General features: G+C 65.3%; 14 protein-coding genes and 1 tRNA gene. 5 read left to right on the top strand and 10 right to left on the bottom strand.

Annotated elements, in window-relative coordinates; translation table 11 throughout:
* Positions 1–94: 94 nt before the first annotated feature.
* The 3 genes from HLH34_RS13135 to HLH34_RS13125 are packed head-to-tail and all read right to left on the bottom strand — an operon-like array spanning position 95 to position 1,738.
* A complete protein-coding gene (locus HLH34_RS13135) occupies positions 95–544 on the bottom strand; it encodes a DUF1178 family protein (RefSeq protein ID WP_183120035.1) in 450 nt (149 codons plus the stop codon).
* Between the two features lie 18 nt (positions 545–562).
* A complete protein-coding gene (gene grxC / locus HLH34_RS13130) occupies positions 563–823 on the bottom strand; it encodes a glutaredoxin 3 (RefSeq protein WP_183120034.1) in 261 nt (86 codons plus the stop codon).
* A 60-nt stretch (positions 824–883) separates the two neighbouring features.
* Positions 884–1,738 (bottom strand): ComF family protein, encoded by an 855-nt coding sequence (locus HLH34_RS13125; protein WP_183120107.1) that lies wholly within the window; start codon positions 1,736–1,738, stop codon positions 884–886.
* Between the two features lie 50 nt (positions 1,739–1,788).
* On the opposite strand from HLH34_RS13125, the gene HLH34_RS13120 reads away from it, so the two are divergent.
* A complete protein-coding gene (locus HLH34_RS13120; RefSeq protein WP_183120033.1) occupies positions 1,789–2,649 on the top strand; it encodes a methyltransferase domain-containing protein in 861 nt (286 codons plus the stop codon).
* Between the two features lie 22 nt (positions 2,650–2,671).
* Here the strand turns inward: HLH34_RS13120 and moaA are convergent, their stop codons facing one another.
* The 5 genes from moaA to HLH34_RS13095 all read right to left on the bottom strand — a co-directional run bounded on the left by moaA (position 2,672) and on the right by HLH34_RS13095 (position 6,782).
* The gene (gene moaA, locus HLH34_RS13115; protein WP_373318614.1) at positions 2,672–3,688 is read right to left on the bottom strand and encodes a GTP 3',8-cyclase MoaA; all 1,017 of its coding nucleotides are present in this window, start codon (positions 3,686–3,688) and stop codon (positions 2,672–2,674) included.
* A gap of 10 nt (positions 3,689–3,698) precedes the next feature.
* Entirely contained in the window at positions 3,699–3,884 is a 186-nt protein-coding gene (locus HLH34_RS13110) for a DUF3553 domain-containing protein (RefSeq protein ID WP_183120032.1), read from the bottom strand.
* Between the two features lie 141 nt (positions 3,885–4,025).
* On the bottom strand, positions 4,026–5,435 hold the full coding sequence (pgmG, locus tag HLH34_RS13105) for a phosphoglucomutase/phosphomannomutase PgmG (RefSeq protein ID WP_183120031.1): 1,410 nt from the start codon (positions 5,433–5,435) through the stop codon (positions 4,026–4,028).
* Positions 5,435–6,313, bottom strand: coding sequence for a UTP--glucose-1-phosphate uridylyltransferase GalU (galU, locus tag HLH34_RS13100; protein WP_183120105.1), 879 nt, complete (start codon positions 6,311–6,313; stop codon positions 5,435–5,437). The genes pgmG and galU overlap by 1 nt, the downstream gene beginning before the upstream one ends.
* Before the next feature lie 383 nt (positions 6,314–6,696).
* A tRNA-Leu gene (locus HLH34_RS13095) sits at positions 6,697–6,782 on the bottom strand.
* A gap of 55 nt (positions 6,783–6,837) precedes the next feature.
* Here HLH34_RS13095 and lipB point away from each other — a divergent pair.
* Positions 6,838–7,542: a lipoyl(octanoyl) transferase LipB gene (lipB, locus tag HLH34_RS13090; RefSeq protein ID WP_183120030.1), complete on the top strand. Its 705-nt coding sequence runs from the start codon at positions 6,838–6,840 to the stop codon at positions 7,540–7,542.
* On the opposite strand, the gene HLH34_RS13085 is transcribed toward lipB, so the two are convergent.
* Together HLH34_RS13085 and HLH34_RS13080 are read right to left on the bottom strand one after the other, a co-directional pair.
* Positions 7,515–8,120, bottom strand: coding sequence for a LolA family protein (locus tag HLH34_RS13085; protein WP_183120029.1), 606 nt, complete (start codon positions 8,118–8,120; stop codon positions 7,515–7,517). The two genes, lipB and HLH34_RS13085, sit on opposite strands and share 28 nt — an antisense overlap.
* Positions 8,117–8,428 (bottom strand): BolA family protein, encoded by a 312-nt coding sequence (locus HLH34_RS13080; protein ID WP_264784372.1) that lies wholly within the window; start codon positions 8,426–8,428, stop codon positions 8,117–8,119. Before HLH34_RS13080 ends, HLH34_RS13085 begins: the two co-directional genes overlap by 4 nt.
* 70 nt (positions 8,429–8,498) lie before the next feature.
* On the opposite strand from HLH34_RS13080, the gene HLH34_RS13075 reads away from it, so the two are divergent.
* The 3 genes from HLH34_RS13075 (at position 8,499) to cobT (ending at position 12,169) form a co-directional block, all read left to right on the top strand.
* Positions 8,499–9,101: a J domain-containing protein gene (locus HLH34_RS13075; protein WP_183120027.1), complete on the top strand. Its 603-nt coding sequence runs from the start codon at positions 8,499–8,501 to the stop codon at positions 9,099–9,101.
* Between the two features lie 114 nt (positions 9,102–9,215).
* Positions 9,216–10,247 carry a cobaltochelatase subunit CobS gene (gene cobS, locus HLH34_RS13070; RefSeq protein ID WP_183120026.1) on the top strand — a complete coding sequence of 344 codons (1,032 nt, stop codon included), beginning with the start codon at positions 9,216–9,218 and terminating at the stop codon, positions 10,245–10,247.
* A 17-nt stretch (positions 10,248–10,264) separates the two neighbouring features.
* On the top strand, positions 10,265–12,169 hold the full coding sequence (cobT, locus tag HLH34_RS13065; RefSeq protein WP_183120025.1) for a cobaltochelatase subunit CobT: 1,905 nt from the start codon (positions 10,265–10,267) through the stop codon (positions 12,167–12,169).
* Positions 12,170–12,248 lie beyond the last annotated feature (79 nt).

Genomic DNA, 12,248 nt, shown 5'->3' with positions numbered 1-12,248 from the left:
CGCGTCCGGCCTGTCTTTTCTGTCCTGCATACGCACCATTTTTCCCGGTCCTGCATCAGGCCGCACCGTCACACACATTCATCCCCGACGTTTCTCAGCTGTCGGCACGCCTGACCCAGGGCACCGATATGATGTCCACGCCCTCGTCGGCCAGGCGTTCCCTCTCCTCCTCCGTGGCGTTGCCGTAAATGCCATGCTCTTCGGTTTCGCCCCGATGGATCCTCAGTGCTTCCTCGGCGAAACGATCACCGACATCCTCGCATCGCTGTTCCACCTCCTGTCGCAACCGCTGCAATGCGGCCCGCATGGTGGCCGGCATCGCCGCGTCGCGTTCGGTCGGTGCCGCGTGGTCTCCGGCCGGCGCCGGCGGCGTTGCTGGCACGGTGCGTACCGCCGGGGCCATCAGCGCACGGGTCACGTCGGAGGCGCCACATTGCGGGCAGGACAGCAACCCGCGTTGGGCCTGGGTGTCGAATGCGTGGCTGCTGGGAAACCAGCCCTCGAACCCGTGCCCGTCCCCGCAACGCAACTGATAGCGGATCACACGACCTCCCGGGGGTTGTCAGGCGACGGACAGAAGCGGATCGAGTTTGCCGCTGCGTTCCAGTGCCATCAGGTCGTCGCACCCGCCAATATGCCGTCCGTCGATGAAGATCTGCGGCACCGTCGTGCGGCCGCCCGAACGCTCCTGGGCCTCCTTGCGTTCAGGCGTGCCGTGCAGGGCGCGGATCTCGTTGAATTTCATGCCCTTCTGCTCGAGCAGGCGCACAGCGCGGACGCAATAGGGGCAACCCGGCTGGGTATAGATCTCGATCTTGGGCATGCTCGTCCTCTGTTGGGCAGCAGGGGGAATGTCAGACACGGCATGATAAACATAGCGCATTCATCTCGCCACGGCATACCGTTCTCGCGATACGGCGCTTTTCTCGGAATGGCGAGGTTCGTCCGGCGCGGGCGCGCGGGCCGCGACCAGCACATCGACCGACGCCGCCCCGGCCGCCAGCAGGACGCGCGTGCATTCCCCCAGAGTCGCACCTGTCGTCATGACGTCGTCCACCAGAACGACGCGCCGATTCGCGATGGCGTCACGCCGCCTGGGTCGAATCGCAATGACGCCACGCAGGATATCGCGCCGCGCCGCACGGCCCAGCCGCGCCAGCGGCGCGGTGGCCCGGACACGAACCAGCGTGTCGGGACCCACGGCAATGCGCGCCTGCCGGGCCAGCGCCCAAACCAGCAGGGCCGCCTGGTTGTAGCGTCGCCCGAACAGCCGCCGCCGGTGCAGTGGAACCGGCACCACGATGTCCGCACGGTCCAGCATGGATCGCCCGATCCGGCCCATATGGGCCGCCAGAATCGGCGCCAGTTCGGTGCGGTCGCCGTATTTCAGTCCCAGGATCAGGCGACGCGACCACTCGTCATAGACCAGCGCGGCCCGCCCGGCGTGCCAGGGGGGCGGCGTTTCCTCGCACGGGGCGCATATCATCCGCGCACCGCCGAACGATGCCGAGACGAAGGGCTGCCCGCACCGCGCGCAGCACGGGTCGGCGATGAAGGTCAGTTGCCTGAAACAGGTCGGGCAGAAATGTCCGGCCCGATCCACGTCGCCGTGGCAGGACGGGCAATCGGGCGGCAGAAGGGTATCGAGCAGCAACGATCCCGCCCGGAGCAGCGCGCGTGTCGCGCCGGGAATGATTCCCCGGGCGACGACTGCCCCGGTGTCGCGATACAGACTCATCACGCAAAGGTGCCATTGGCGGCGCCGGGTCGAAAGAGCACATCCTCCCTATGAACGATTCCGTGATTTTCGATCGCCGCGCCGTGCGCCAGCATCGCGATCGCGCCGCACGGCAGGTGGGCAGCGTCACCGCGATCCTGGACGAGGTCGCCGAGCGCCTGCTCGATCGCCTGGACGATACGACCTACCGTTTCGCCGCGGCGCTGGATATCGGGGGGCGCGGCGTCGTGGCCCCGCGCCTGCGCGGCCGGGGCATCGACAGCGTGATTTCGTGCGATCTGGCGCCCGAGATGGCCCGGCTGAACGGCACGCCCTGCCTGTGCGCCGACGAGGAATGGCTGCCGTTCGGACCGGGCGCGTTCGACCTGGTGGTCGCCAACCTGTCGCTGCATTGGGTCAACGACCTGCCCGGCGCCCTGGCGCAGATCCGTCACGCGCTGAAACCGGACGGGTTGTTCCTGGCCAGCCTGCCGGTGCTGCCCAGCCTGTCGGGCCTGCGACATGCGCTGACCGACGCCGAATGCGCCCTGCTGGGCGGCGCCTCGCCGCGCGTATCGCCGTTCCCCGACCTGCGGGATTGCGCGTCACTGCTGCAACGGGCGGGATTCGCGCTGCCCGTCGCGGATGCGGACACGATCCTGCTGGACTATCGCACGCCCATGGGCCTGCTGCGGGATTTGCGGGCCGCCGGGGAAACCAACGCCCTGACCCTGCGCAGCCGCCGCTTCGCCCCCATCAGCCTGTTTCCGGCGGCGCTGGCCGATCTGGCGTCGTCCGAAGGCGAGAGTCTGGCGGTGCCCTTGCGCCTTGCGATCATGACCGGCTGGGCCCCCGATGCGGCTCAGCCGAAGCCGTTACGTCCCGGGCAATTTACGACGCCGCTGGAAGACGCCCTGAAGAATATAAAATAACTATATGATAATAGAATAAATATTATCCCCCGGTCACGCTCATGTGCCGCCTGATGGCCGCGGGGTCATCCGGCCGACGGCCGATTACGAAATCATGACCCTTCGGCTTGCGGCCGATGGCGTCCCGGACCAGAGCCAGCAATTCCGCGTCGCTGGCCCCGTCCCGCACCGGTTGACGAAGGTCGGTCGCTCCCTCGTGCCCCAGGCAGGTATAGAACTGCCCGGTGCAAGACAGCCGGACCCGATTGCAGCTTTCGCAGAAATTATGGGTCATCGGCGTGATCAGGCCCAGAAGCCGGCCCGTTTCGGCAACCCGCAGATAGCGGGCCGGCCCTCCTGTCCGAAGGGACAGGGGCTCCAGGGTCCAACGCCGTTCCAGATCGGCCCGGACCGTCGAGAGCGGGAGATAGCGGTCGGTCCTGTCCTCGCCGGTCTCGCCCATCGGCATCGTCTCGATCAGGCACAGATCGGCGCCGATCTCACCACACCAGGACAGCAGGGTGTCGAATTCGTCGTCGTTTACGCCGGCCATGGCAACGGTATTGATCCGCACCGCAAGGCCGGCGTCGCGCGCGGCGCGAATGCCCTCCAGTGTCTGATCAAGGCGCCCGCGGCGGGTAATGCGGCCGAATCGTTCAAAATCAAGGGAATCCAGGCTGACATTCACCCGTCGAACCCCTGCCCGTCGCAACATCTCCGCGTGGACCGACAGGCGGGAGCCATTGGTGGTGAGGGTCAGTTCGTCCAGATGGCCATCATCACCCGGTTTATGAATATATTTCCCCAAGGCGTTGAAAAATGAATCAATATCCCGACGCACCAAGGGTTCGCCCCCGGTAATACGGATCCGTGTCACGCCAGTGCGGATGAATGCCCCACAAATGCGCTCCAGCTCCTCGAAAGACAGGATCTCCGCCTTCGGCAGAAACACCATGTTTTCCGACATGCAATAGACACAGCGCATGTCGCACCGGTCGGTCACCGACACGCGCAGATAGGTCACCGATCGACCGAAGGAATCCTGGAACGGCGTCATCACTGCATGGATCTCAGGACAGGAGGGTCAGCGTGATCACGGAGGCGTCGATCAGCACCTTTCCCTGATTCTCGAAATTGACCGTCACGCGGTGGGCGACGGCCGACTGCACCTGTCCTCGTCCCCATTCCGGATGATCGGGATGGATAACGGACTGTCCGGGTTCCAGGAACGACCGGAAGGCTGAGGGAGCGGGCATGAGATCACGGAACTCCGGACCGGGACGCGCCGCGCTGGCGGCGATCGCATGGGGTGCACGCGCCCCATCGGCCATAACGAAAAACGGCTTGGCAGGATACCAAGCCGTCTCCGAATATTCAAAGCCTATGAAAGGCAGCGATCAGTGGCCGGCATTTTCCCCGGAGAAATCCGGCGCGGCGATGCCCGATTTCTCCAACTGTTCGGTCAGCGCGCTTTTCAGATGCTCCAGGCCGGCTTCGGTGTTGCCCTCGGCCCGCGCCACCAGCACCGCCTGGGTGTTGGAGGCCCGCAGCAACCACCAGCCGTCCTTCGTGTTGACGCGGACCCCGTCAATCAGCGAGACGTCGGCGCCGCTTTCCTTCAGGCGGGCCGCTACCTCCTCGATCACCGCGAATTTGCGGGTATCGTCGCAGTCGAACCGCAATTCGGGGGTGGAGATCGTTTCGGGCAGGGCGTCGCGCACCGCCGACAGCGGCACGTCCAGACGGGCGACGATGCCCAGCAGCCGGATCGCGGCATACAGCGCATCATCGAAGCCGTACCATTTGTCGGCGAAGAAGATGTGGCCCGACATTTCGCCCGCCAACGGCGAGGAGGTTTCGGCCATCTTCGATTTGATGAGCGAATGACCGGTACGCCACATCAGCGGCGTACCCCCGGCCTTGGCGATTTCATCGAACAGGACCTGGCTGGCCTTCACGTCGGCGATGATCGTCGCACCCGGCCGTTCGCGCAGGACGTCACGCGCCAGGATGACCAGGATCTGGTCGCCCCACAGGATCTGTCCCTTGTCGTCGACAATCCCGATGCGATCCGCGTCGCCGTCAAAGGCGATGCCGATGTCGGCATGGATCTCGCCCACCTTGGCGATCATCTGTTCCAGATTCTTGGCAACCGTCGGGTCCGGATGATGGGCCGGGAAGGTTCCATCGATCTCGCCATTCAGGATGGTGTGCTCGCCCGGGATCTTCTTGACCAGTTCGGCCAGGACCTCGCCCGCGACCGAGTTGCCGTTATCCCAGACGACCTTCAGCTTACGCGTGCCGCCGTCCCAGTCCTGGATCAGGCGGGCAATGTAATCGTCCTTGATGTCGATGCTGCGGACGGTCCCCGCGGCTTCCGGCACGACGTCGCCGGCGGCCGACAGCGCGCCCAGTTCCTTGATCTGCTCGCCGAAGAACGGCTTGCCGGACAGCATCATCTTGAAGCCGTTGTAGTTCGGCGGATTATGGCTGCCCGTCACCATGATCGCGCCGTCGGCCTTCAGCGTCACGGAGGCGAAATAGAGCATCGGTGTCGGGCCGCGCCCCACGCGCACGACCTCGACCCCCGAGGCCAGGGCGCCCTGCACCAGAGCCTCTTCCAGCGACGGAGACGACAGGCGGCCGTCATATCCGATCACGACCGTCCGGCCGCCCTTGCGGGCCACGATGCTGCCGAACGTCCGGCCGATCGCGAAAGCGTCCTCGAGATGCAGGGTCTTGCCCACGATTCCACGGATATCGTATTCGCGCAGGCTGGTCGGATCGAACTTATGCGTGAAAGACATCAAATTTCACCGGTATAGGTTTTCAGGAATTCGCGCACGGCCGACCCCAGGTCAGGGCGGTCGATCGAAAACGCGATCTGGGCTTCGAGGAAACCGATCTTGTTGCCGCAGTCAAAGCGGCGTCCCTCGTAGCGCAGGCCGTGGAACGGCACATGTCCTATGACCTTGGCCATCGCGTCGGTCAACTGGACTTCGCCACCCGCGCCGCGCTCCAGCTTCGCCAGATGGGGCATGACGTCGGCGGTCAGGATGTAGCGTCCGATGATGGACAGGTTCGACGGCGCATCCTCGGGCTTCGGTTTCTCGACCAGTCCCGCGACCTCGACCAGCTTGCCGTCATCCTGGCCGGTCTTGAGGATGCCGTAACGGTTGGTGTGTTCGCGCGGCACCTCGGTCACCGCCACCACGTTGCCGCCGGTCTGGTTGTAGGCGTCCACCAACTGCTTCAGGCACGGCACATCGCTCTTGACGATATCGTCGGGCAGCAGGATCGCGAACGGATCGTCCCCGATGAAGCTGCGGGCGCACCAGATGGCGTGGCCCAGGCCCAGCGGCTCCTGCTGGCGGACGGCGCTCAGCGCCCCGGCTTCGATACTGGTCGGGGCGAGTGCCTCCAGCGCCTCGATCTTGTTGCGCTCGCGGAGTGTCGTTTCCAGTTCGAAGGCAACGTCGAAATAATCGATCAGCGAATCCTTGCCGCGTCCCGTGATCAGGCAGAACTGATCGATCCCGGCGGCGCGTGCCTCGTCGATCGCATACTGGATCAGCGGCTTGTCGACGACAGGCAGCATTTCCTTTGGCATTGCTTTGGTCGCCGGCAGGAATCGCGTGCCAAGGCCCGCCACCGGAAGGACGGCTTTTCGCAAGGGCTTTATCACAAACGTCACCTTCTATTCGCGTTATGAATCCAGAACATTCAATCGCTTCCGTCGGAGGGAAACAACAGCCGTTAACCGGTTGCTCGTGAAATTCTTCTATCCGCAAATTTTGAGAAAAAAATGACTTATGTAAGGCATCATTGCACAGTTGATCCGATTTTCCGGTCACCATGCCTGATTTCAAGCGCATCCGAACTGCTGTTTCCCGCCGTCGGGGTTAACGATGGAACGTGTTCCAGCGTTGCGGGAAGGCGAAAAAATAAGTGCGCGACTGCCCGGATCGGGGATTCCCGGGACAGCATGAGGCGAGATGATCCGCCGACCATCCCCCACGAATTTTCAAGCAGGGATTTTTATCGACCGCCCCGGACGGGACAGGATATTGGTGCGGTCGAGAAGACTCGAACTTCCACGGGGTTTCCCCCACAAGCACCTCAAGCTTGCGCGTCTACCATTCCGCCACGACCGCACCGTGACAACGGTCACCGCCTGGGCGATACCGTGTGACGGAGGCCGTATAACTGATGCATGACCGACGGGCAATGACCGAAAACACGATTCTCTGGAATTCCAGCGCCGGCCTCGTGCCCTATCCCGATGCCATTGCCGAGATGGAGCGCCAGGTGGCGGGAATCCGCGGCGGCACCGCCCCCGAACGGGTCTGGCTGCTGGAACATCCGCCCACCTTCACGGCCGGAACATCGGCCCGGGACGAAGATCTGTTCAATCCCCAGGGTTTCCCGACTTATGCCGCCGGCCGCGGCGGCCAATGGACCTATCATGGGCCGGGTCAGCGGGTCGCCTATGTGATGCTGGACCTGACCCGGCCGCACGGCGTCGTTCCCGCGCGTGATTTGCGGGACTATGTCCAGACGCTGGAAGAATGGCTGATCCGGACCTTGCGGCGCTTCGACGTAACGGGGGAGCGGCGCGACGGCCGCATCGGCGTATGGGTTGCCGATCCCCGCACCGGGACGGAAAACAAGATTGCGGCCCTGGGGGTCCGGGTGTCCCGCTGGACAAGCTGGCATGGCGTCGCGCTGAATGTCGCGCCGCGCCTGGACGATTTCGGCGGGATCGTACCCTGCGGCATTCGCGAACATGGCGTCACCAGCCTTCATGCGCTGGGGCGAACCGTCACGATGGCCGAGGCCGACGCGGCATTGCGCGCATGCTGGCAGGAACTGTTCGGCAGCGTCCCCTATTCTCCGGTGGACAACGAGAAATAGCCGTCGGGGAACGTGGCGCCCGTTTGCACGTCCGTCAGGTGCAGGCGCGTGCGGTTCCGCCGCTCATCCAGAATCTCGATCGCGACCAGCGAGAGCTGGCCTGCGAAGTCGGAAAACCCCAGCGTCAGCAGGCCCTGCGACGGGTTGGAGGTCCGGGCCAGCGAGATCTGCACGACGTTGCTGCCATGCTGCACCGATGTCACCGTAATGGCCCCGCCAAGCTGTACGGGGGTGGCCAGCAGCAGGCCAAGCGGCTGGCGCGACAGCGTCATGCGCGTGACCGACTGACGCAGCGAATCGCGGAAGACCAGATGGCCGCCGGCCGCCACCAGTTTCATGGGATGGGGCGTATCGTAGTCGAGGCGCAGATATCCCGGATCGTACGAGAGCCGTCCTTCGCCGGTGCCGCCGTCCGGCCAGGTCTGGACCATCCGCGCGGTCAGCCCCCGGGTGGTGTTCAGATAATGTGCGATCCGCGCGACGTCATGCCCGCCCCCCGTTCTGGGCATGGCCTGACAGGCCGCGAGCGCCAGGGGCGCCCCCAGTAGAAGGCGGCGGGTCACGGGCCGCGCGTTCATCCGCGGGGCATCCGGTCATGTTCTTCGGGCGTGCGCAGGGTCAGGGACAAGGCATGGAGACCCGAGGAGAACTCGCCGCCCAGCAGATCGTGCACCAGCCGCGACCGCTGGACCCGCCCCATGCCATCGAACCCTGCGCTGACAACCAGGACGTTGTAATGCGTCTCGCCCGCCCTGCCCGCCTCGCGCGCGCCCGCATGGTGAGCATGGCGGGCGCTGTCATCGACGATGTCCAGCGTAGCTGGCGCAAGGCGGTCGCGAATGGCGCGTTCGATCCGGGTCGCGCGGTCCTGTCCTGTCTGGGTCACTGATCTGCCTTCCTGTTTCAACGTGCGCTTCTCACTTGCACGAATACGGTTCGGGCGCACATAACGCCAGATGATGAACAGAAGGAACACACGACACAGGGCTTTCGATCCCGATCCGGACGCGCCGGGGCGGTGCTGCGACATGGCCGGCTGCGACGAGCCCGCCGGATACCGTGCGCCCCGATCGCGTGAGACCCTGAACGAATATTTCTGGTTCTGCCTGCCCCACGTGCGGGAATATAATGCCAAGTGGGACTATTATAAGGGCATGTCCCCCGGCCAGATCGAGGCGCACATCCGTGACGACGTCTCGTGGAACCGGCCGTCCTGGCGGCTGGGACAGCGTGGCGCCTACTTCACTGAAGAAGACGTGCTCGATCCGCTGGACCTGCTGAACGGCGCGCGTCGTCCGGGCGCGCGCGGCGCGCCCCCCACGCGCCCCGAAGCGCCCGAGGCCCTGCGACAGCCGTTGAGCACGCTGGGTCTGGACTGGCCGCTGTCGATGGACGAACTCAAGGTCCGTTACAAGGATCTGGCGCGCCGCCATCACCCCGACGCCAACGGGGGCGACCGGCACGCCGAGGAGCGGCTGAAGATCATCAACGTCGCCTACACCACCGTGCGGACTCATCTTGCGTCCTCGCGGCAGGCTGATCTGGAAAAGACCGCATAAGCATGGCCACGCGGCCGATCCGGTCTATACTCCCCCGAGAAGATGAAGCGTCCCGTCGCATTCCCCGCATTGCGACGCCGCCGGGACGAACCAGCCGTGACGGATGCCATCCTGATGAATGATTTAGCCACCCTGACCGCCGGATCCGTAGCCGAGAACGGAGACACGCTTCCGCCGATCTCGGTCCTGTCCGCCCCCGATCGCATGGTTTCGGCGCGCGATGTCTTCGGCATCGACAGCGACCTGCAGGTGCCCGCCTTTTCGGTACGGACCGATCATGTGCCCGACGCCGATCCGACCTACCGGTTCGACCATGACACCACGCTGGCCATCCTGGCCGGGTTCGCGTTCAACCGGCGGGTCATGATCCAGGGGTATCATGGCACGGGCAAGTCGTCGCATATCGAACAGGTGGCGTCGCGGCTGAACTGGCCGTGCGTGCGCATCAACCTTGACAGCCATATCTCGCGCATCGACCTGATCGGGAAGGACGCCATCGTCCTGCGCGACGGCATGCAGGTGACGGAATTCCGCGAGGGCCTGCTGCCCTGGGGCCTGCAGCACCCCTGCGCGCTGGTCTTCGACGAATACGACGCCGGTCGGCCGGACGTCATGTTCGTCATCCAGCGCGTGCTGGAAATCGAAGGCCACCTGACCCTGCTGGACCAGAACCGCGTCATCCGGCCCCATCCCTTCTTCCGGCTGTTCGCCACGGCCAACACGGTCGGCCTGGGGGATACCACGGGCCTGTATCACGGCACCCAGCAGATCAATCAGGGCCAGATGGACCGCTGGAACATCGTGACCACCCTGAATTACCTGCCCCATGCCGAGGAAACCGCGATCATCATGGCCAAGATGGCTGTCGATGCCAGCGACGCCCCGGGCCGCAAGCGGATCGAAAGCATGGTGGCGCTGGCCGACCTGACGCGCTCGGGCTTCATCGCCGGGGATATTTCCACCGTCATGTCCCCCCGCACCGTCATCAGTTGGGCGGAAAATTACCGGATCTTCCAAGATCTGGAATTCGCATTCCGCGTGTCGTTTCTGAACAAGTGCGACGAAGCGGAACGCCCCATCGTGGCCGAATATTACCAGCGCTGCTTCAACGTCGATCCGGTCGGGACGGCGTTGCGGGCGCGCTGACCGAGCAGGGCGGACGCATGCCGGACAGGAAAGACAACAACCGTCACAGGTACGTCAACGCGACGACGGAGCGCGCCGATGCCTTCAAGCGCGCCACCGTCGGCGCAGTCCGGGCCATGGGCGGCCGGCCCACCACTGAAGTCACGTTCCAAAGCGGGCCTATCCCGCCGACGGGGGCGCTGACCGGCGATCATGTCCGACTGCCCCAGCCGGGCCTGCAACTGCCCGAGGCCGATGTCCGCCGGCTGCGGGGCGCGGCCGACGCTGCGGCCTTGCAACTGCGTCACCACAACCAGGCCATCCACGATTCCGTCCGCCCCGACCCGGGTGACGCGCGTGTTGCGTACGACGTGTTGGAACAGGCGCGGGTGGAAAGCGTCGGCGCGCGCTACATGGCCGGCGTCGCCGCCAACCTGCGCGAGCGGCTGGCGCAGGACTATCGCGACAGCGGCTACGACAAGGCGCAGTCGATCGACCAGCTGCCGGTCCAGACGGCGTTGGGTCTTCTGGCCCGCGAGCGCCTGTCGGGCGAGCCGGTCCCCGATTTCATGCGGGGCATCGCCGACAAATGGCGTGACCATCTGGGCGCGGCGGCCCGCCGTGCGCTGGACGACATGGCCGCGACCCAGGATGACCAGGCGGCGTTCGCCCGTGCCGCGCGGCGCCTGCTGGTGGCCTGCGAGTTGATCGAGGGCGAGGCCGAAATCGAGGACAGCCCCGAAGGCGACGACAGCGCCCCCTCCGACCAGGCCGAGGAAGAACCGGGCGAGGCCCCCGAAAAGCCACAGCAACAAGATGAAGACGGCACCGGCCAGGAAGAGGACGAAACCGGCCTGCAACCCCAGATGGCGCAGGGCGCCGGGGTGGGCGACGATGACGCGGACGAGTCGGAATCCGGTACGGCGTCCGGGTCCGACCAGGCCGGTGGGCCACGTGCGGGCGAGGACCATGAGGGCCCCGACCCGGCCCTGGCCTATCACGCCTACACCACCGCCTTCGACGAGGAAGTCGGAGCCGAGGATCTGTGCGACGCCGATGAATTGTCGCGCCTGCGGCAGCAGTTGGACCAGCAGCTGGTCAGCCTGCAGGGCGTGGTGTCGCGGCTGGCCAACCGGTTGCAGCGGCGCCTGCTGGCCCAGCAGACGCGGGCATGGGAATTCGACCTTGAAGAAGGCATCCTCGATGCGGGCCGGCTGTCGCGGGTGGTGGTCAATCCCACTCTGTCGCTGTCCTACAAGCATGAACGGGATACCGATTTCCGGGATACCGTCGTCACGCTGCTGATCGACAATTCGGGTTCGATGCGCGGGCGGCCGATTTCGGTCGCCGCGATGTGCGGCGATATCATGGCCCGGACGCTGGAACGCTGCGCCGTGAAGGTCGAAGTGCTGGGATTCACCACCCGCGCCTGGAAAGGCGGGCAGAGCCGCGAGCGCTGGGTCGCGAACGGCAAGCCACGCAATCCGGGGCGGCTGAACGACCTGCGGCACATCGTCTACAAGGCGGCCGACATGCCCTGGCGGCGGGCGCGGAAGAATCTGGGCCTGATGCTGCGCGAAGGGCTGCTGAAGGAAAATATCGACGGCGAAGCCCTGCTGTGGGCGTGGCGGCGGCTTCAGGGGCGGCCCGAAAGCCGCAAGATCCTGATGGTCATTTCCGACGGAGCGCCGGTGGACGACAGCACGCTGTCGGTCAATCCGGGGTCATATCTCGAATCCCACCTGCGCGAGGTCATCGCGCAGATCGAGGGACGCAGCGCCATCGAACTGGTGGCCATCGGCATCGGCCACGACGTGACCCGCTATTACCGGCGGGCGGTGACGATCACCGACGCCGAGGAACTGGGCGGCACGATGATGCAGAAACTGTCCGAACTGTTCGACGAAAAAGCGGCGGCGGCGGGGCGGCGGCGCGTGGCCTGAAACCCGCCAAAGGCCACCGGCCAGTGGCAACCCATCTGTTGTCCATGACCGGGGTCCAGGGCCTCAGGCCCTGGTGGGT

This window comes from Gluconacetobacter azotocaptans (genome assembly GCF_014174355.1).
GTDB classification, from domain to species: domain Bacteria; phylum Pseudomonadota; class Alphaproteobacteria; order Acetobacterales; family Acetobacteraceae; genus Gluconacetobacter; species Gluconacetobacter azotocaptans.
Note: the sequence above shows the minus strand (reverse complement) of the source record. Positions and strands in the feature narration are given on the sequence as shown.

Excerpts from the sequence above, each read along its gene's own strand:
- pgmG (WP_183120031.1), bottom strand. The coding sequence starts at position 5,435 with ATGTCTTTCACGCATAAGTTCGATCCGACCAGCCTGCGCGAATACGAT.
- HLH34_RS13075 (WP_183120027.1), top strand. The coding sequence starts at position 8,499 with ATGATGAACAGAAGGAACACACGACACAGGGCTTTCGATCCCGATCCG.
- cobS (WP_183120026.1), top strand. The coding sequence starts at position 9,216 with ATGAATGATTTAGCCACCCTGACCGCCGGATCCGTAGCCGAGAACGGA.
- grxC (WP_183120034.1), bottom strand. The coding sequence starts at position 823 with ATGCCCAAGATCGAGATCTATACCCAGCCGGGTTGCCCCTATTGCGTC.
- cobT (WP_183120025.1), top strand. The coding sequence starts at position 10,265 with ATGCCGGACAGGAAAGACAACAACCGTCACAGGTACGTCAACGCGACG.
- HLH34_RS13120 (WP_183120033.1), top strand. The coding sequence starts at position 1,789 with ATGAACGATTCCGTGATTTTCGATCGCCGCGCCGTGCGCCAGCATCGC.
- HLH34_RS13085 (WP_183120029.1), bottom strand. The coding sequence starts at position 8,120 with ATGAACGCGCGGCCCGTGACCCGCCGCCTTCTACTGGGGGCGCCCCTG.
- HLH34_RS13110 (WP_183120032.1), bottom strand. The coding sequence starts at position 3,884 with ATGCCCGCTCCCTCAGCCTTCCGGTCGTTCCTGGAACCCGGACAGTCC.
- lipB (WP_183120030.1), top strand. The coding sequence starts at position 6,838 with ATGCATGACCGACGGGCAATGACCGAAAACACGATTCTCTGGAATTCC.
- HLH34_RS13125 (WP_183120107.1), bottom strand. The coding sequence starts at position 1,738 with ATGAGTCTGTATCGCGACACCGGGGCAGTCGTCGCCCGGGGAATCATT.